Below are 18,046 nucleotides of genomic sequence, written 5' to 3'. Positions count from 1 at the left end.
TTTTACCCGCTCGCCCTGAGCTTGTCGAAGGGTCGGTATTTTGAACGTAGGCCACTCTTCGCCGCTGTTTGCTCAAATCGAGTGCTTTCTAAGTCATTGATTTACGTGACAAAAAAAGCTGTTTCTTGAGAGCCCGCCTGGGCGGCCCCGTCGAAGGGTGAACGGCCTGTCCTCGGAAACAGGGCGGGGATTTTTCTGTCCTCAGTCCATGATGGAAGGCGCCGGCGCGCCCCGCAAAAATAATTGAAATAATTTTCATTCCGCAGGTTCCATGTTTGCACCCATCTCCGTTCTACCTATTGAGGGCGCGGAAATTCTTCCGTGCCCCGGCTGCCAGCCACGGACCAGAAGGGTGACCTTCGTTCTTCCGCCAACAGCCACGAACACAGCGCGCAGCTTGCGCGAAGTGCTTGCAGTGGGCTGATGCTTCCCGGAAACGGGGCGACTTCCTGCCGAGCCGCTTCGACAAGGCGCCGAACGAAGACGGAAGCAGTGCAATGCGGCAAGGTCAAGGCAGCAAGAGAGCCCATTTCCCCAGGGGGCGGGCAGGGCGGCGGGGGTATCCGGCATCCACGGTGATGGCCTGGCTGGCCTGTGGCGTGCTCATGCCGGCGGCGGCGCAGGACATCACAACTCCCCCGTTGCCGCAGCGTGCGACAAGCGCGCAGGAGCCGCGCGTCGCGGTGAGCATTCCTGCCCAGCCCCTGCTGAGCGCACTGCGGGCCTTCGGTCTGCAGACCCGGTCCCAGGTGCTGTTCCACGAAGCCCTGCTTTCCGGGCGCGAAGCGGTTGCGGTCTACGGCGCCTATACGCCGCAGGAGGCGCTCGAGCTGCTGCTCGCGCGCACCGGCCTGGCGATTGCGACGCAGCGCGCGCGCTCGTTCACTCTGAAAGCCGCGCAAGGCGGTCCGCAGGCGCGCGGCGCGCTGCGCTGGACCGTGCCGGCGATCGCCCTTTCCTGAGCCGGAGCACCGCCATGTTTTCTTCGCTTCGCCAGTGCACCTCCTGGCTGCATACCTGGACCGGCCTGGTCGTAGGCTGGGTGCTGTTCTTCGTGTTCGTCACCGGCACGCCCGGCTATTTCCAGTCGGAAATCACGCGCTGGATGCAGCCCGAGCGGCCCATGGTCCAGGCCCAGCCGCTGGCCGACCGGGCCGCCGCGTTCGATCTCGCGCTTGACCGCCTGCAGCAGGTCGCCCCGGGCGCCGCGAGCTGGCACATCAACCTGCCGCACGCGTCGCTGCAGCCGCGCGGCTGGCAGGAATTCGGCATAGGCTGGGAGGAGATGCCGCCCGATGGCCACGACCGCGGCCCCAGCGGCAGCGAAAAGCTCGATCCGGCCACCGGCACGGTGCTGCCATCGGGCGCCGAGCCGCGCGCCACGGCCGGTGGCGGCACGCTCTACCGCATGCACTATCTGCTGCACTACATCGATTTTGACTGGGGCATACGCATTGTCGGCGTCTGCACCATGCTGATGCTGATGGCCATCGTCACCGGGGTCATCACGCACAAGAAGATCTTCAAGGACTTCTTCACCTTTCGCCCCGGAAAAGGCCAGCGCAGCTGGCTGGACGCACACAACGCCGTGAGCGTGATGGCGCTGCCGTTTTTCCTGATGATCACCTACAGCGGCCTGGTGTTCTTCCTGTTCATGTACATGCCCGCGGGCATCAACACGCTCTACGGCAGCGACCAGCCAAGCCGCAAGCCGTACTTCACTGAAATGTTTCCCGAGTTCAACCGCAAGCCGGTGGCCGTGACCCGCCCCGAAACCGCGCTGGCGCCGCTGGTGGCCAAGGCCGAGGAAGCCTGGGGCGCGGGGCAGGTGCGCAGCATCAGCCTGATGCAGAGCCAGGGCGAGGGCGAACCGCTGGCACTGACGCTGACCCGCGTCAATGGCGGCTCGCTGGATTTCCAGCGGCCCGACACGCTGCGCTTCGATGCGCGCAGCGCCGCGCCGCTGGCGCCCGAACCGCTGGCGGGCGGCGCGGCCCGGACCACGCAGGCCGTGATGCTCAACCTGCACGAAGGCCTGTTTGTCGGTGCCTGGGGCCGCTGGGTGTATTTCCTCGCGGGCCTGCTGGGCTGCGCGATGATAGGCACCGGCCTGGTGCTGTGGACGGTCAAGCGCCGCAAGCACCATCTGGGCAGCGGCTTCGAAGGCAAGGAGCACTTCGGCGTGCGCCTGGTCGAGAACCTCAACGTTGCCACCATTGCCGGCCTGCCGCTGGCCGTGGCCGTGTATTTCTGGGCCAACCGCCTGCTGCCGCTGGATATCACCGACCGTCCGGCCTGGGAGGTGCACAGCCTGTTCGCGGTCTGGCTGGGCACGCTGTTCTACGCGCTCGCGCGGCCGCTGCACCGCGCCTGGATAGAGCTGTTCTGGGCGGGCTGCGCGGCCTATGCGCTGGTGCCTGTCATCAATGCGCTGACCACCGACAGACACCTGCTCAACAGCCTGCGCGCCGGCGACTGGGTGCTCGCGGGCTTTGATCTGACGATGTGGGGGCTGGCCGCGCTGCTGGGGCTGATGGCCGTCAAGGTCACCCGCCGGCTCGATCCGGCACGCGCGGCAAGGAAGGCCGCCGCTGCACTGCCGGTGCAGGAAGGGAGTGCGGCATGAGCAAGGCGGTTGCACTTTCACGCGCCTACCGCCTGGCCGTGGCTTCGCGCGTGCTTGCCGCCGCATTCGGCGGCTATGCGCTGGCGTCGGCCGCCACGGTGCTGCTGGCGCTGGTCTGGCCTGCGCCCCAGTCCCAGGCCTTGCTGTGGGCCAGCATGCTGAGCTTTGCGATCTACAGCGTCGCGGTGATCTGGGTGTTCATGGCGCGCACGGCAACGCGCGCCTGGGTGGGCCTGGTGCTGGTCACCGCCGCGGTGTCCGCGCTCGCCTGGCTGCTCAGGACCGGAGGTGCGGCATGACCTGGGTACACATTGCCATCCTGCTGGTCAGCCTCGCGGGTCTTGCCGCGCTGGCGCTGGCCACCGAACGCCATGCCGAACATCTGCTGCGCCGCGTGCCCGCGCCGCACTGGCGCCTGCTGGCGCGCGTCACTGGCTGGCTGCTGCTCGCGCTGGCGCTGGCGCTGGGCATCGCCTGGCTGGGCACGGGCGTGGGCATCACGCTGTGGCTGGGGTGGCTCAGCATTGCCGCGCTGGCGCTGGTGTTTGCGTTTCCCAAATGGCCCTGGCAGCCGCAGGTACGCGCCAAACCGGCGCGGCCCGCGCGCGCCGCCAAACCCGCAGCAGCGGCGCAAGCCGCGCCGCCTGCGCCCCCGCGTGCGCGCCGCTGGACCGCTGCGGCGCTGCTGGCGGCGGTGCCGCTGGTCTATCTGCTGGCCCTGCAGGCCACGCCGGTCAAGCCGCTGCTGCGCGCCGATGCGATCGACGGCACGGTCGGCCCATGGACCTTCCGCCTCGCCGAAGCCGAGCGCCGCGGGCCCGATCTGGTGGCCATGGACATTCCGATGAAGTCCTACCAGCTGCGCTTTTGCGAGGCCTGCGACGAGCAGATCCGCGCGGCCTATCTCAAGGTCAACAAGCCGCGCTCGCTGCGCGCTGCGGGCATCGTTCTCAACGGCACGCGCTGGGACCGCGGCGTCGACATCCAGCTGCCGGCCAACACCACGGCCGACAGCGCGCTGTGGCTCACGGTGGTGGGCAAGGACGGCGGCGTGCATCAGGCGCAGGTGCGCCTGGGCGACGTGTCGCCGGCGACGGTCGCCTGGTTCGAGCAACGCGAAGCAAGGCCGCCAGCGGGGCGCGACGCCCCGCAGCAAGCCCCATCGCAGGTCAATTAGAAAGGCCATTGAAATGACATCTCCACACCCTGTTTGCCGCGCCCGCCGGGCACTGGCCGCCTGCGCGCTGCTGCTGTCGGTGGCCGCGCCGGCCCTGGCCCACAACCCCGTGGTCGAATGCCGCCAGATTTCGGCCGACACCATCCAGTGCCGCGGCGCGTTCTCCGACGGCTCGCTGGCACCCGGCGTGCGCCTGGATGTCATGGGCTACGACGACAAGGTGCTGCTGTCGGGCAAGCTCGACAAGAGCTCGATGCTGAGCTTCAAGAAACCCAAGGGCGAATTCTTCGTGCTGTTCGACGCGGGCCCGGGCCATGTGGTCGAAGTCGATCACGCCGAAATCGTCGCGGGCGCGGCGCGATGAGCACGACGCAGATCGTGCGCCCGGCTGGCGCCGGGCACGAAACCCTGGCCGTGCTCGCCGGCTGCGCGCTGATCCTGGCCGTTGCCGGCACGGTGGTGACGCTGCGCGCCGCACCGCAGCAAAGCCATGCCGTGGCCGCAAACCAGCTCGATGCGCGGCGCGACCTGACGGCGGCCGAGCAGGGGGTCTACGCCGATTTGCGCATCGCGCTCGAAGAGATCGATGCCGAGCGCGGTGCGCAGGCCAGCCTGCCCGCGGTGGCCGCCTTGGCCGAAATGGGCCTGCCGCCGTTCGCGCAGGACGCGAGCAGCGCGCAGCGCGGCGCCCATGTCTGGACGCTGGTCGGCGATGGCGCCACCCAGGCCTATCTGGGCTTGAGCGCCGACAGCGCCGTCGCGGCTTCGGTGCTGCTGCGCGTGGCGCCGCCCGCGCATGGCCACGGTGATTCCGGCGCGGCCCACGCGCATGAAAGCCCGCCCGATATCTGGATGCACCGCAGTGCCCAGGCCGCGCCCGCGGCGCTGGACGCCGCGCAGCTCACGCGCGCGGGCTGGCGCCAGGTCGTCGCGCGCTTCGATGCGGGCGTGACCCGGCTGCAGCGCTAGCGCCGCTGCGTCGTCGCTGTCGCCGCCGCCTTTTTCCTTGATGCCTTTTCGCTGCCTGCGCGCAGCGTGCCCTTTCGTTGGAGTCTCACGCCCATGTCCCCCATTTTCAGCCGCCGCCGCTTGCTGCAGACCGGCCTGGCCGCCACTGCCGCGCTGACGTTGTTTCCCCTGGCCGCGCAGGCGCGCCGGCTGCGCATAGGCATCACGCTGCACCCGTACTACAGCTACGTCACCAATATCGTCGGTGATCTGGCCGAAGTCGTTCCGCTGATTCCGGCCGGCTTCAACCCGCATGCCTACGAGCCGCGCGCCGAGGACATCAAGCGCATTGGCGGCCTCGACGTGGTGGTGCTCAACGGCATAGGCCATGACGACTTCGCCGAACGCATGATTGCCGCCAGCAGCAAGCCCACGCTGCCGGTCATCGAAGCCAATGCCCAGGTGCCGCTGCTGGCCGCCGTAGGCAGCGCGGCCAACGCCGGCCGCAGCGGCAAGGACAGCTCGGGCCAGGTCGTGAACCCGCACACCTTCCTGTCGGTGGCCGCGTCCATTGCCCAGGTCAACACCATTGCGCGCGAACTCGGCAAGCTCGATGCGGCCAACGCCCAGGCCTACCGCACGAATGCGCGCGCCTATGGCCAGAAGCTGCGCAAGCTGCGCGCCGACGCGCTCGCGGGCCTGGCCGAAGCCCCGGGCCGCAGCCTGCGCGTGGCCACCATCCACGGCGCCTATGACTATCTGCTGCGCGAGTTCGGCCTCGAAGTCACGGCCGTCGTCGAGCCCGCGCACGGCATAGAGCCCAGCCCGGCGCAGCTCAAGGCGACGATAGACCAGATGCGCAACCTGGACGTCAAGGTCATCTTCTCGGAAATGGACTTTCCCTCGGCCTATGTCGACACCATACGCCGCGAAACCGGCGTGCGTCTCTATGCGCTCACGCACATCTCGTACGGCGACTACACCCCGCAGAAGTTCGAGCAGGACACGGCGAAAAACCTCGCGACCGTGGTGCGCGCCATCCGCGAGGCCGGCCAATGACGCCGCAGCATGGACCGGCCATCGCGTTCGATCGCGTGGGCCTGACGCTGGGCCAGACCACGGTGCTGCGCAAGGTCTCGCTGCGCGTGGCGCCGGGCAGCGTGCATGCGCTGGTCGGCCCCAACGGCGCGGGCAAGAGTTCGCTGATCAAGACGCTGCTGGGCCAGACGCCGCACCAGGGCCGCGTGGCGCTCGAATGGGCGGGCGCGGCGGGCGTGATGGGCTATGTGCCGCAGGCGCTGGCGTTCGACGCCGGCCTGCCGATGACCGTCAATGACTTCATGGCCGCGATGACCCAGCGCAAGCCCGCGTTCCTGGGCTTTGCGCGGGCACGCGTCAACGAGATCGGCGCGGCGCTGGACCGTGTCGGCATGGCCGACAAGCGCAATCGCCGCATGGGCGCGCTGTCGGGCGGCGAACGCCAGCGCGTGCTGCTCGCCCAGGGCCTGGTGCCCGCGCCGTCGCTGCTGGTGCTCGACGAGCCCATGGCCGCGCTCGACGAGGCCGGCGCGCAGGTGTTCGAGCAGTTGCTGGCCGACTGGAAGCAGGCCGGCGTGACGGTGTTCTGGGTCGAGCATGACCTCGAAGCCGTGGGCCGGCTGGCCGACCATGTGACGGGCCTGAACCGCGGCGTGCTGTTCGACGGCCCGCCGCGCGAGGTGCTGACGCCGCAGACCCTGCTTGACCTGTTCTCCACCCGCCCGCGCACCGCGCGGGCTTCGGCCCAGGAGGCCGCAGCATGACGCTCTTCGATACCTTGCGCCTTGCGATCCAGGGCTGGGCCGAAGCCGGCGCGCTGCCCGCCGCGCTGACCTATGGCTTTGTCGTCAACGCCGTGCTCGCGGGCCTGATCATCGGCCCGGTGCTCGGGGGCCTGGGCACGCTGGTCGTGGTCAAGCGCTTCGCGTTCTTCTCCGAAGCCGTGGGCCACTCGGCGCTGACCGGCGTGGCCATAGGCATCCTGCTGGGCGAGCCTTATACCGGGCCCTACGGCAGCCTGTTCGGCTACTGCCTGCTGTTCGGCATCAGCCTCAACTACCTGCGCAACCGCACGGGGCTCACGCCCGACACGCTGATCGGCGTGTTCCTGTCGGTATCGCTGGCGCTGGGCGCAAGCCTGCTGCTGCTGCTGTCGGGGCGCGTCAATATCCATATCCTGGAGAACGTGCTGTTCGGCTCGGTGCTGACCGTCAACAGCCAGGACCTCGCGGTGCTGGCCGTGGTCGCGCTGCTGACGGTGGCGCTGAGCCTGCCCAACTACAACCGGCTGATGCTCGCGAGTTTCAACCCGCAGCTCGCGGCGGTGCGCGGCGTGCCGGTCAAGGCCATGGACTATCTGTTCGTGGTGCTGGTGACCGTGGTCACCGTGGCTTCGGTCAAGGTCATAGGCGCGATTCTGGTCGGCGCGCTGCTGGTGATTCCGGCCGCGGCCGCCCGGCTCTTGAGCCAGTCGCTGCGCGGCTTCTTCTGGCTCAGCGTGCTGATCGCCACGTTCAGCACCCTCGCGGGCATTTTGCTGCCCATCGAATTCGCACTGCCCCTGCCTTCGGGCGCGGCCATCATCCTGGTGGCCGGGGCGGTCTTCATGCTGGCCGCGATCCTGCGCGGCCTGGTTCCGGGATTGAAAGGACTGCCGTCGTGAAACCCTTGTTGACTGTGCTTCTCGCCGCTGCGGCGACCCTGTTCACGGCCGTGACGGCGCAGGCGCAAACGCCTGTCGCCGCCCCACCGTCCAAGTCCGTTCAGGTGCTCGTCGGCCACCTGGTCGCGCATGGCCTGGCCGCACAACTGATCGAAGGCAGCGGCATCACGCTGGCGCGCGCCGCGCCGGCGACCCTGCCGCCCGCGCGCCAGCTGGCCTATTTCGAAGGGCGTGGCGCGAAGGCGCTGGCCCAGGCGGCGGCGCAGGCCGACGCGGTGATCACCATGCGCTCGCTGTGGCCGCAGGACCCTTTGTTTCCGCTGGCGCGCCGCGCGAATATCCGCATCGTCGAAATCGACGCCGCGCGGCCCATCGACGGCGCGCTGCCCGGCATTGCGCTGCAGCCGGGCGCGGACCTGGGCAGCTACCCGTGGCTGCATCCGGTGAACCTGGGCCGCATGGCCGATATCCTTGCCACGGATCTTGAACGGCTCGCGCCCCAGGCCGCGCCGGTGCTGGCGCGCAACCTGGCGGGCCTCAAGCAGCAGTTGGTCGCACTGTCGGGCCGCACCGAGTCCGCGCTGCTGGCCGCGCCCAATCTCACGGTGGTGTCGCTGTCGCCGCGCCTGGACTATCTCGCTTCAGCCTTCCATCTCGAACTCGTGCCGGGCAGCGCCGATACCCAGGCCCTGGCGGCGCTGATCCGCAGCGAAGGCGTGGCCGCGGTGCTGCACCACGAGGAACTGCCGGCCGAACTCGCCCAGGCCGTGACGGCTGCGGGCGCGGCCGTGGTGGTGCTGGCCACCGACGGCCAGCAGCCGGTCGCCGACATGGCCGCCCTGGCCGCGCGCCTTGTCGACGCGCTGCGCCCGCGCTGAGCGGCGCTGTTCCGACCTCTCATATTCCTGTCCATTCCATGACTGCATTTCCTATCTCCCGCAGCGTCGCGCCCGCCCTGGCCGCGCTCGCGCTGTCCCTGTCGCTGGCCCAGTCGGCCCGCGCCGACTACCTCTGGCTGCAGCGCGACGGCGCGCAGGCGCGCGTGTTTGCCGGCGAGCTGCCCAGGCCGCTGGCGCAACTGCCCGCATTGCGCGACGCCAAGCCGGTCGCGCCCGAAGGCAAGCCGCTGGCGGTCGAGACCGCAGCCAATCATTTTGCGTTCACGCCGGCGGAGCAGGGCGATGCGCGCTTTACTGCGACGCGCGCCGACGCCGAGGGCGTGCTGACCTATTTCCAGGCCAGGCTCGGCCGCACCGAGACCAAGGCCGTCAACGACTTGGAGCTGGTGCCCACGGTTGCCGGCGGCAATACCTTCCAGCTGGTGTTCAAGGGCCGTCCGGTCGCGGCCAGCCAGGTCAATGTCGACACCTCCGAAGGCTGGCGCCGCGTGCTGGCGCCGGCCAGTGACGGCACGGTGAGTTTCGAGCCTTCGTTTCCCGGCCTCTACGTGCTGGAAGTCTCGGCGCGTGTGGACAACGGCTCGGTCACGATTGATGGCAAGAAATACTCGGATGTGCGCCACACCGCGACGCTGAGTTTCGAAGTGGTACGTTGAAATGACTTCGCCTGATTTTTCTTCCAGTTTTCCGCGCCGGCGCTCGCGCGCCACGCGCTATCTGCTGCCGCTGGCTGCCGTGCTGGCGCTGGGCGTGCTGTGGCTGGCGCTGCGCCCGGCGGCGGCCTCGCCCTGGCAGACCGTGACCGTCGCCAGGGGCGACATCGAGGCCAGCGTGGCGGCCATCGGCACGCTGCAGCCGCTGCGCTCGGTCGATGTCGGCGCGCAGGTGTCGGGCCAGATCACGCGCCTGCTGGTGCGCGCGGGTGACGTCGTCGAGAAGGGCCAGCTGCTCGCCGAGATCGACGCCAGCGTGCTCGCCGCCACGGTCGAAGCCGGCCGCGCGCAGATTGCCGGTCTGCGCGCCCAGGCCGACGACGCGCGCGCCCAGCATGAACTTGCGGGCCAGCAGTACGCGCGCCAGCAGCAGATGGCCAGGGACGAGGCCACGCGCCTCGAAGACCTGCAGACCGCGGCGGCGACGCTCAAGTCTGCGGCGGCGCGCATCGCGCAGTACGAAGCGCAGATCATCCAGACCGCCGCCAGCCTGCGCGCCGACGAAGCCCGGCTGGGCTATACGCGCATCTACGCGCCCATCGCGGGCACGGTCACGGGCCTGGATGTGAAGGAAGGCCAGACGCTCAATGCCACCTACCAGACGCCCACGGTGCTGCGCATTGCCGACCTGCTCCGCATGACGGTCTGGACCGATGTGTCGGAAGCCGACATCCGCCAGGTCCAGGCCGGCATGCCCGCCTACTTCAGCACGCTGGGCAGCGACCGCCGCCGCTGGAGCGGCACGGTGCGCCAGGTGCTGCCCGCGCCCGCCGTGTCGACGGCAGCGCCGGGCGCGGCGACGGGCGGCATGCCCCCTGCGGGCACCAAGGCTGTGCAATACACGGTGCTGTTCGATGTCGACAACCCCGACGGCGCGCTGATGCCGCAGATGACAGCCCAGGTCACCTTTGTGTCGGCGGCCGTCAAGGACGTGCTCACCGCGCCGCTCGCGGCCTTCACGGCGCTCGATGGCGAGTCCGGCACCTACGAGGCGCGCATCCTGGCCGAGAAGACGCCTGATCAGCTGGTCGAAGTGCGCCGTGTGCAACTGGGCACGCGCAACCGGCTGCTGGCCGAAGTCACGGGCGGCCTGGAAGAGGGCGAGCGCCTGATCACCGGCGAAGCGCCGCCCGATGCCGGCGTGCGGAGATTCCAGTGGTAGCCAGCCTCACGCCGCTGATCGAGCTGCGCGGCATACGCAAGCGCTACGGCGGGGCGGATGAGACCGACGGCCAGCAGCCCGAAGTCGAGGTGCTGCACGGCATCGACCTGACGATACATGCGGGCGAGTTCGTCGCCATCGTCGGCGCATCGGGCTCGGGCAAGTCGACGCTGATGAACCTGCTCGGCTGCCTGGACCAGGCAAGCGCCGGCACCTATCTTTTCAACGGCCGCGATGTGGCCTCGCTGGACGCCGATGAAAAGGCCTGGCTGCGGCGCGAGGCCTTCGGCTTCGTGTTCCAGGGCTACCACCTGATCGCCACCGAATCGGCCAGCGAGAACGTTGAGATGCCGGCGATCTACGCGGGCATGTCGGGCGAGGCGCGCGCGCGCCGCGCAGCGGCGCTGCTCGAACGCCTGGGCATGGGCGACAAGCTGCACAACCGGCCCAACCAATTGTCGGGCGGCCAGCAGCAGCGCGTGTCGATCGCGCGCGCGCTGATGAACGGCGGGCGCATCATCCTGGCCGACGAGCCCACCGGCGCCCTCGATTCCAGGAGCGGCGCCGAAGTCATGCGCCTGCTCAACGAGCTCGCCGACGCCGGCCACACCATCGTGCTGATCACCCACGACCGCAGCGTCGCCGCGCAGGCGCAGCGCGTGATCGAAATCCACGACGGCGATATCGTCGCCGACAGCGCCAGCGACCCGCGCCGCGCGCTCATGGCCCTGCCCGTGCTCGACATGGCCGGCGCCGCGGGCGATGACGGCGCCTCGCTGTGGCAGGACCTGCGCGAAGCCGCGCGCACCGCCTGGCGCGGCATGCGCATCAACCGTTCGCGCACGGTGCTGACGCTGCTGGGCATCGTCATCGGCGTGGCGTCGGTGATCGTGATGCTGGCCATTGGCGAAGGCGCGCGCCAGAAGATCGTCGCCCAGATGGGCACGCTGGGCACGACCATCATGTACATGGGCAGCAAGACGCCGGCCAGCGGCGGCCCGGCGGGCCAGCTCACGCCCGAAGACCTGGAGGCGGTCGCCGCGCTGGCGCAGATCCGCACCGTGATGCCGGTGATCGGCGACCCGATCACCGTGCGCCATGGCAATGTCGACCGCCAGGTCTACGTGTTCGCGGCCAGCGAGCGCATGCCCGCGGTGCACCACTGGCGCGTTGCCCAGGGCCGCTACTACACCGCCGCCGAGGACCGCGAACTCGCGCCGCTGGTGGTGCTGGGCCACCAGGCAAAAGAGCATTTCTTTCCCGACACGCCCAACCCGCTGGGCCGGCAGTTGCTGATCGGCACCTCGCCGTTCATCGTCATCGGCGTGATGGCCGAGCGCGGCGCCGAATCGGCCGCGCAGAACTACGACGAAATGGTGTTCATTCCCTACCAGTCGGGCCGGGCGCGCGTCTACCAGGCGCAGACCCAGCCCGACTATGTGGTCGTCGACGTGGCTTCGTCGGGCCAGGTGCTCGAAGCCGAGGCGGCGATGCGCAAGCTGCTGCTCACGCGCCATGGCGGGCGTGAAGACTTCGCCATCAGCAACGCCGCCGCGCGCCTGCAGGCCGAAGCCGCGACGCGCCAGAGCATGACCATGATGCTGGGCCTGATTGCCGCGGTGTCGTTGGTCGTCGGCGGCATAGGCGTGATGAACGTGATGCTGATGACGGTGCGCGAGCGCACGCGCGAAATCGGCATACGCATGGCGACCGGCGCGCGCCAGCGCGACATCCTGCGCCAGTTCCTGACCGAGGCGGTGCTGGTCACGCTGGTCGGCGGCACGGCGGGCGTGCTCGCAGGCCTGGCGATTGGCGCGGGGCTGATCGTGGCCGGCGTGCCCGTGGTGTTCTCGGCGACGGCCATGGCCGGCGCCTTTGGCTGCGCGGTCGCGACCGGCCTGCTGTTTGGTTTCATGCCGGCCAGGACGGCGGCGCGGCTCGATCCGGTGATCGCACTGGCGGGGAAATGAGGATGAACGTGGGACTGAACCGCAAGATGGGGGTGGTGGTCATGGCGCTGGTGCTGGCCGGGTGCGCCGCGCCCACGCCACCAGCATCGGGGGCCGCCATGATGGCCCTGCCAACGCAATGGCGCGGCGATGCCGTCGCGTCGCCCGTGGGCATCTCCGCCGACTGGTGGCGCAGCTTTGGCAGCGCCGAACTCGACACGCTGGTGCACCAGGCGCAGGCGCAGAGCCTGAACGTCGCGGCGGCCGTGGCGCGCGTGCAGCAGGCCGGCGCTCTGGCGCGCATCGCCGGCGCGGCGCTGCTGCCCGAAGTCGGTGCGGGCCTGAACGCTAGCCGCCAGCAGCGCATGGGCGGCAACGCCAGCGTAGACGGCCGCCTTTTTGGCGCGGGCCTGAGCGCGAGCTATGAAATCGATTTTTGGGGCCGCAACCGTGCGGGCCAGGGCAGTGCGCTGGCGACGTTGCAGGCCAGCGCGTTCGAGCGCGACACGCTGCAGCTCACCGTGACCGCGGGCGTGGCCACGGCCTGGCTGCAGGCGGTGGCGCTGCGCGAACGCATTGCGATTGGCGAGCGCAATCTGCAAAGCGCGGCCCGGCTGCTGGCGCTGGTCGAGTCACGGGTGCGCGCGGGCGCGGCCACGCCGCTGGAACTCGCGCAGCAGCGCGGCCTGGTTGCCGGCCAACGGCGCGGCGTCGAGGCGCTGCGCCAGCAGGCCGGCGACGCGCGCAGCGCGCTGGCCTTGCTGCTGGGGCAAAGCGGTGGCCCGGCCATTGCCACGCAGACGCTGGCGGCGCTGCAGGCGCCGGCCATTGGTGCGGGCCTGCCGGTGGAGCTGCTCACGCGCCGGCCCGATATCGCGCGCGCCGAAGCGCAGCTGGTCGCGGCCGATGCGAATCTGCTGGCCGCGCGCGCAGCGCTGCTGCCGCGCCTCACGCTGACCGGGGGCATCGCCAGCGGCGCAGACCGGTTGCGCCGCGTGTTCGACAACCCGCTGTACTCGCTGGCCGCGGGCCTGGCCGCGCCGGTCTTCGATGCCGGGCGGCTTGCGGCCGGGCGCGACCTGGCCCGGGCCCGGCGCGAGGAGTTGCTGGCCAACTACCGCGCGGCCATCTTCGCGGCTTTTGCCGATGTGGAAGTCGCGCTCAATGCCGTGGCCGGGGTGGCCGCGCAATCCGCGGCGCAGGCCGAGGAACTTACCCAGGCGCAACGGGCACTCACTCTGGCCGAGCGCCGCTACCGAGCGGGCGACTACAGCCTGCTGACGCTGCTCGACGCGCAGCGCACGCTGTATGCGGCGCAGGATGCGGCGGTGCAGCTGCAGGCGCTGGGCCTGCAGGCATCGGTTGCGCTTTACAAGGCGCTGGGTGGCGGCTGGTCGCGGCCGGCCGAGGCGGCGCTTGCCGCGAATTCAATGACCATTGAAGGCCTGACCCCATGAGTACCGCCAGCATGACCATATTGCAGAGCCTGCGCGCCGCGGGATTGACGCCGACCTCCGCGCGCATAGGCGTGCTGCAGGTGATGGCCGCGCACGACCCGCGGCGGCTCAACAGCGAGGAGATCTTTCGCGACATGCGCCGCCGCGGCATGCGCACCAGCCTGAGCACGGTCTACCGCATCGCGCACAAGCTCTACGCGGTCGGCATGCTGCTGCGCGAGATGGACGACACCGGCAAGGTGCACTACCGGCTGCCGCAGGCCAGTACCGACACGCAAGGGGTGCGGCTGATCTGCCGGCGCAGCGGGCAAAGCGTGATGCTCGAGGATGCGCAACTGCATGCGGGCCTGATCGCTGCGGCGGCGCGTGAAGGATTGAATGTGTCCGGACAGACCTTGGTGCTTGAAGTGCACACGCTCTGAGCAGGGACTTGGCGGCTTGCGTGGCGTTGCATATGGCTGTACATTTGTACAGTGAATCTGCAAAACAAACTCGCCATTCTGGCCGATGCCGCCAAGTACGATGCGTCCTGCTCGTCCAGCGGCAGCGCCAAGCGCAATGCCGTGGGCGGCGGCATGGGGTCGACCGAGGGCGCGGGCATCTGCCACAGCTATACGCCCGACGGGCGCTGCATTTCGCTGCTCAAGATCCTGCTGACCAACTTCTGCGTCTACGACTGCAAGTACTGCATCAACCGCGTCAGCTCCAATATTCCACGCGCGCGCTTCTCGGTGGCCGAAGTCGTGAACCTCACGCTGGACTTCTACCGGCGCAACTGCATCGAAGGCCTGTTCCTGTCGAGCGGCATCATCCGCAGCCCCAGCTACACCATGGAGCAGATGGTGGGCGTGGCGCGCACGCTGCGCCTTGCGCATGGCTTCAAGGGCTATATCCACCTCAAGACCATTCCCGATGCCGACGCCGAACTGCTGGCCCAGGCCGGCCTGTACGCCGACCGGCTGAGCATCAATATCGAGCTGCCCACGGTGCAGGGCCTGGCCCAGCTCGCGCCCGAGAAGGACAGCGCGACCATCCACCGGGCGATGGGCCAGCTGCACGAGCACATCGCCACGTCCAAAGCCGAGCGCAAGGACGCCACCAGCCGCGCCATCGTCTCCATGCCCCAGTCGCGCCGCACGCGGCCGGCCGCGCCCCAGGCGTTCGCGCCCGGCGGCCAGAGCACGCAGATGATCGTCGGCGCCGATGGCGCGGACGATGGCGACATCATCGTCACCAGCTCCAGGCTCTACACCGGCTACGGCCTGCGCCGCGTCTACTACTCGGCGTTCAGCCCTATTCCCGACGCGACGGCCGAACTGCCGTTGATTGCGCCGCCGCTGGTGCGCGAACACCGGCTGTACCAGGCCGACTGGCTGATGCGCTTCTATGGCTTCGAAGCGCATGAAATCGTTCCGCCCGGTGCCCGGGGCCAGCGCATGCTGTCGCTGGAGCACGACCCCAAGCTGGCCTGGGCGCTGGCCCACCGCGCGCAGTTTCCCGTGAACCTCAACACCGCGCCGCGTGAAATGCTGCTGCGTGTGCCGGGCCTTGGCGTGGGCAGTGTCGACAAGCTGCTGGCCGTGCGCCGCTGGCGCCAGCTGCGCAGCGCCGATATCGAGCGCCTGCGCGTGCCCCAGGCCAAGGTGCTGCCGTTTGTCGAATGCCAGGACTGGAGCCCGGGGCGCAGCCTGGACGACCCGCTGCTTGCGGCCAAACTTGTTGAGCCCATGGCGCCCAAGCCCGTACAGGCAAGTCTTTTCTGACGCCCCATGATCACCCACACTTTCATCCTGCCGCGCGATGGCTGCGACTTCGCGCACTGGCGCGGTCTGGCGCGCTGGCTGTGGGCGCAGCAGGTGCCGCCCGAAGCCGTGGTCTGGCATACCGAAGACGCGCAGGCCCGGGCGCCCGACCTGTTCGCGCCGGCGCCGCACGCGACGCAACTGGCTGACCTGCCCGCCGCGCCCGAGCGGCCGCTGACCGTGCCGCGCTCCTGGCTGGCCCAGGCCGAGCAATGCCTGCTGCACCGCGCGCCCTCGCGCTTTGCGCTGCTGTACCGGCTGCTGTGGCGCATGCAGCTCACGCCCGGCCTGCGCCACGACCTGCTCGATGCCGACAGCGTGCAGATGCAGCACTGGATCCAGGCCGTGCGCCGCGAAGTGCACAAGGCCCATGCGTTCGTGCGTTTTCGCCCTGTGGCGCTGGCCGACGATCCGCAGGACGGCAGCGGGCCGCTGCATGTCGCCTGGTTCGAGCCCGAGCACCATATCGTGCAGGCCGCGGCGCCGTTCTTTGTGCAGCGCTTCGCCAACATGCGCTGGGCGATTCTCACGCCCCAGTGCAGCCTGCGCTGGTGGCCGCAGGCGCCCGACATCGCGGCGCTGGCCGACCAGGGCGTGCAGCCCCGCTTTGCCGTGCAGCCGCTCGCAGGGCGGCCCGGCGTGCTCAGCTGGGGCCCGGGGGCGCGCGCCGACGACGCGCCCGATGCCGACGCCGGCGAAGGCCTGTGGCTCACCTATTACGCGCATATCTTCAATCCCGCCCGGCTCAAGATCGCGGCCATGCGCAAGGAGATGCCGCGCAAGTACTGGCACAACCTGCCCGAAACCCAGCTGATCTCGCCGCTGGTCCAGGCCGCGCAGGCGCGCAGCGCGGCCATGCTGGCGAACGCACCGACGACACCGCAGCGCAGATTGCCGCGCAGCAAGCCCGCGTTGTAGGCCAGCGCCGCCTTGTGCCCGCAGGCGCCGCTCAAGGTGTTGACTGCGCTGCGTTCAGAAACGGTAATGCGGATTCCCACGAAAAAAAGGAGCCGCGATGAACCGCCTTGAAGTGCCTGTCATCAAGCGCCGCGATGCGCTGATCGCCTGCGCCGCCACTGCCGCGGGCGCCAGGGCGGCGCAGGCCGTGGAGACGGTCCCGGCCCCCGCCCCCGCCACAACGGCCAGCAGCTCTGCGCTGATGGCGGTGTCGCTGCACGTGAATGGCCAGGCGCGCAGGCTCGAACTCGACCCCCGCACCACCTTGCTCGACGCGCTGCGCGAACACCTGCATCTCACGGGCAGCAAGAAAGGCTGCGACCACGGCCAGTGCGGCGCCTGCACGGTGATCGTCGACGGGCGGCGCATCAATGCCTGCCTCACGCTGGCCGTCATGCACGAAGGCGCGCAGGTCACCACCATCGAAGGGCTGGGCTCGGCCCAGCAGCTGCACCCCATGCAGGCGGCATTCGTCAAGCACGACGGCTTCCAGTGCGGCTACTGCACGCCCGGGCAGATCTGTTCGGCCGTGGCCGTGCTCGATGAAATCAGGCAGGGCATTCCCAGCCATGTGAGTGCCGATCTCAGCGCGCAGCCGCTGCTGTCGGTCGATGAACTGCGCGAGCGCATGAGCGGCAATCTGTGCCGCTGCGGCGCGTACGCGAACATCGTCGACGCGATGGCCGAAGTCGGAGGTCTCGCATGAAGGCTTTCACCTATGAGCGCGCCAGAACCCCTGCCGCGGCCGCGGCTGCCGTTGCGCGCCAGCCCGGCGCGAAGTTCATCGCGGGCGGCACCAATCTGCTTGACCTGATGAAGCTGCAGATCGAGGCACCGCAGCATCTGGTCGATGTCAACGCCCTGGCGTTCGACAAGATCGAGCCCACGCCCGAAGGCGGGCTGCGCATAGGCGCGCTGGTGCGCAACACCGACCTGGCGGCCGACATGCGCGTGCGCCGCGACTATGCGCTGCTGTCGCGCGCCCTGCTGGCCGGCGCCTCGGGCCAGCTGCGCAACAAGGCCACGACCGCGGGCAACCTGCTGCAGCGCACGCGCTGCGCCTACTTCTACGACACCGACCAGGCCTGCAACAAGCGCCAGCCCGGCAGCGGCTGCAGCGCGCTGGGCGGCGTGACGCGCCAGCATGCGGTGATAGGCGCGAGCAGCGCCTGCATCGCCACGCATCCGAGCGACATGGCGGTGGCGATGCGCGTGCTCGACGCCGCCGTCGAGACCGTGCGGCCCGATGGCCAGGCACGCGTGATTCCCATCGCCGACTTCTACCGTCCGCCGGGCCAGACGCCGCACCTCGAGACCGTGCTCGAAGCGGGCGAGTTGATCACCGCGGTCACGCTGCCCGGGCCGCTGGGTGGCGCGCATATCTATCGCAAGGTGCGCGACCGGGCATCCTATGCATTCGCGCTGGTGTCGGTGGCGCTGGTGGTGCAGCCCGATGGCACGGGCCGGGTGGGGCTGGGCGGTGTCGCCCACCAGCCCTGGCGTTCGCCGCGCGCGGAAAGCCTGCTGCCGCAAGGCGCGCAGGCCGTGACGGCGCAGTTGCTCGCGGGCGCCGCGCCCACGCACGACAACACCTTCAAACTGCCCCTGGTCGAGCGCACGCTCGCCGCCGCCCTGCTGCAAGCGAGGTCCTGAGC

Annotated in this window: 19 protein-coding genes; all 19 read left to right on the top strand. The window is 69.6% G+C overall.

All coding sequences use genetic code 11. From position 1 onward, the window contains the following. The first annotated feature begins 575 nt into the window (after nt 1–575). A complete protein-coding gene (locus tag GVL12_RS00635) occupies nt 576–962 on the top strand; it encodes an STN domain-containing protein (RefSeq protein ID WP_235033777.1) in 387 nt (128 codons plus the stop codon). Between the two features lie 14 nt (nt 963–976). Then, nucleotides 977–2,626 carry a PepSY domain-containing protein gene (locus GVL12_RS00630; RefSeq protein WP_159910705.1) on the top strand — a complete coding sequence of 550 codons (1,650 nt, stop codon included), beginning with the start codon at nt 977–979 and terminating at the stop codon, nt 2,624–2,626. Then, on the top strand, nt 2,623–2,925 hold the full coding sequence (locus GVL12_RS00625; protein WP_159910704.1) for a DUF3649 domain-containing protein: 303 nt from the start codon (nt 2,623–2,625) through the stop codon (nt 2,923–2,925). Before GVL12_RS00630 ends, GVL12_RS00625 begins: the two co-directional genes overlap by 4 nt. Then, nucleotides 2,922–3,803 (top strand): DUF3325 domain-containing protein, encoded by an 882-nt coding sequence (locus GVL12_RS00620; RefSeq protein WP_159910703.1) that lies wholly within the window; start codon nt 2,922–2,924, stop codon nt 3,801–3,803. Before GVL12_RS00625 ends, GVL12_RS00620 begins: the two co-directional genes overlap by 4 nt. 13 nt (nt 3,804–3,816) lie before the next feature. Beyond that, nucleotides 3,817–4,167, top strand: a complete 351-nt coding sequence (locus GVL12_RS00615; RefSeq protein ID WP_200843395.1) for a hypothetical protein — start codon at nt 3,817–3,819, stop codon at nt 4,165–4,167. Continuing rightward, on the top strand, nt 4,164–4,772 hold the full coding sequence (locus GVL12_RS00610) for a DUF6162 family protein (RefSeq protein ID WP_159910702.1): 609 nt from the start codon (nt 4,164–4,166) through the stop codon (nt 4,770–4,772). The genes GVL12_RS00615 and GVL12_RS00610 overlap by 4 nt, the downstream gene beginning before the upstream one ends. Nucleotides 4,773–4,865: 93 nt before the next feature. Next, complete coding sequence (locus tag GVL12_RS00605; RefSeq protein ID WP_159910701.1) at nt 4,866–5,810, top strand: metal ABC transporter solute-binding protein, Zn/Mn family; 945 nt, start codon at nt 4,866–4,868, stop codon at nt 5,808–5,810. Beyond that, nucleotides 5,807–6,553, top strand: coding sequence for a metal ABC transporter ATP-binding protein (locus GVL12_RS00600; protein WP_159910700.1), 747 nt, complete (start codon nt 5,807–5,809; stop codon nt 6,551–6,553). Before GVL12_RS00605 ends, GVL12_RS00600 begins: the two co-directional genes overlap by 4 nt. Further along, nucleotides 6,550–7,452 (top strand): metal ABC transporter permease, encoded by a 903-nt coding sequence (locus GVL12_RS00595; RefSeq protein ID WP_159910699.1) that lies wholly within the window; start codon nt 6,550–6,552, stop codon nt 7,450–7,452. Before GVL12_RS00600 ends, GVL12_RS00595 begins: the two co-directional genes overlap by 4 nt. Then, entirely contained in the window at nt 7,449–8,330 is an 882-nt protein-coding gene (locus tag GVL12_RS00590) for a metal ABC transporter solute-binding protein, Zn/Mn family (RefSeq protein ID WP_200843394.1), read from the top strand. Before GVL12_RS00595 ends, GVL12_RS00590 begins: the two co-directional genes overlap by 4 nt. Nucleotides 8,331–8,368: 38 nt before the next feature. After that, entirely contained in the window at nt 8,369–9,007 is a 639-nt protein-coding gene (locus GVL12_RS00585) for a hypothetical protein (RefSeq protein ID WP_159910698.1), read from the top strand. A 1-nt stretch (nt 9,008) separates the two neighbouring features. Beyond that, nucleotides 9,009–10,226 carry an efflux RND transporter periplasmic adaptor subunit gene (locus tag GVL12_RS00580; protein WP_159910697.1) on the top strand — a complete coding sequence of 406 codons (1,218 nt, stop codon included), beginning with the start codon at nt 9,009–9,011 and terminating at the stop codon, nt 10,224–10,226. Further along, nucleotides 10,220–12,196: an ABC transporter permease gene (locus GVL12_RS00575; RefSeq protein ID WP_235033776.1), complete on the top strand. Its 1,977-nt coding sequence runs from the start codon at nt 10,220–10,222 to the stop codon at nt 12,194–12,196. Before GVL12_RS00580 ends, GVL12_RS00575 begins: the two co-directional genes overlap by 7 nt. Nucleotides 12,197–12,198: 2 nt before the next feature. Next, nucleotides 12,199–13,632 (top strand): efflux transporter outer membrane subunit, encoded by a 1,434-nt coding sequence (locus GVL12_RS00570; RefSeq protein WP_200843393.1) that lies wholly within the window; start codon nt 12,199–12,201, stop codon nt 13,630–13,632. Beyond that, nucleotides 13,629–14,054, top strand: a complete 426-nt coding sequence (locus GVL12_RS00565) for a Fur family transcriptional regulator (RefSeq protein WP_159910695.1) — start codon at nt 13,629–13,631, stop codon at nt 14,052–14,054. The genes GVL12_RS00570 and GVL12_RS00565 overlap by 4 nt, the downstream gene beginning before the upstream one ends. Nucleotides 14,055–14,105: 51 nt before the next feature. After that, nucleotides 14,106–15,395, top strand: a complete 1,290-nt coding sequence (locus GVL12_RS00560; protein ID WP_159910694.1) for a putative DNA modification/repair radical SAM protein — start codon at nt 14,106–14,108, stop codon at nt 15,393–15,395. Between the two features lie 6 nt (nt 15,396–15,401). Next, the gene (locus tag GVL12_RS00555; protein ID WP_159910693.1) at nt 15,402–16,352 is read left to right on the top strand and encodes a TIGR03915 family putative DNA repair protein; all 951 of its coding nucleotides are present in this window, start codon (nt 15,402–15,404) and stop codon (nt 16,350–16,352) included. Nucleotides 16,353–16,449: 97 nt separating this feature from the next. Continuing rightward, entirely contained in the window at nt 16,450–17,097 is a 648-nt protein-coding gene (gene paoA / locus GVL12_RS00550; RefSeq protein WP_159910692.1) for an aldehyde dehydrogenase iron-sulfur subunit PaoA, read from the top strand. Next, nucleotides 17,094–18,044, top strand: a complete 951-nt coding sequence (locus tag GVL12_RS00545) for a xanthine dehydrogenase family protein subunit M (protein ID WP_159910691.1) — start codon at nt 17,094–17,096, stop codon at nt 18,042–18,044. Before paoA ends, GVL12_RS00545 begins: the two co-directional genes overlap by 4 nt. Nucleotides 18,045–18,046 lie beyond the last annotated feature (2 nt).

It is taken from the genome of Pantoea sp. 18069, from assembly GCF_902706035.1.
Classification (GTDB): Bacteria; Pseudomonadota; Gammaproteobacteria; order Burkholderiales; family Burkholderiaceae_C; genus Comamonas.
The sequence above is the reverse complement of the archived record's forward strand: the minus strand, read 5'-3'. Positions and strand labels throughout refer to the sequence as shown.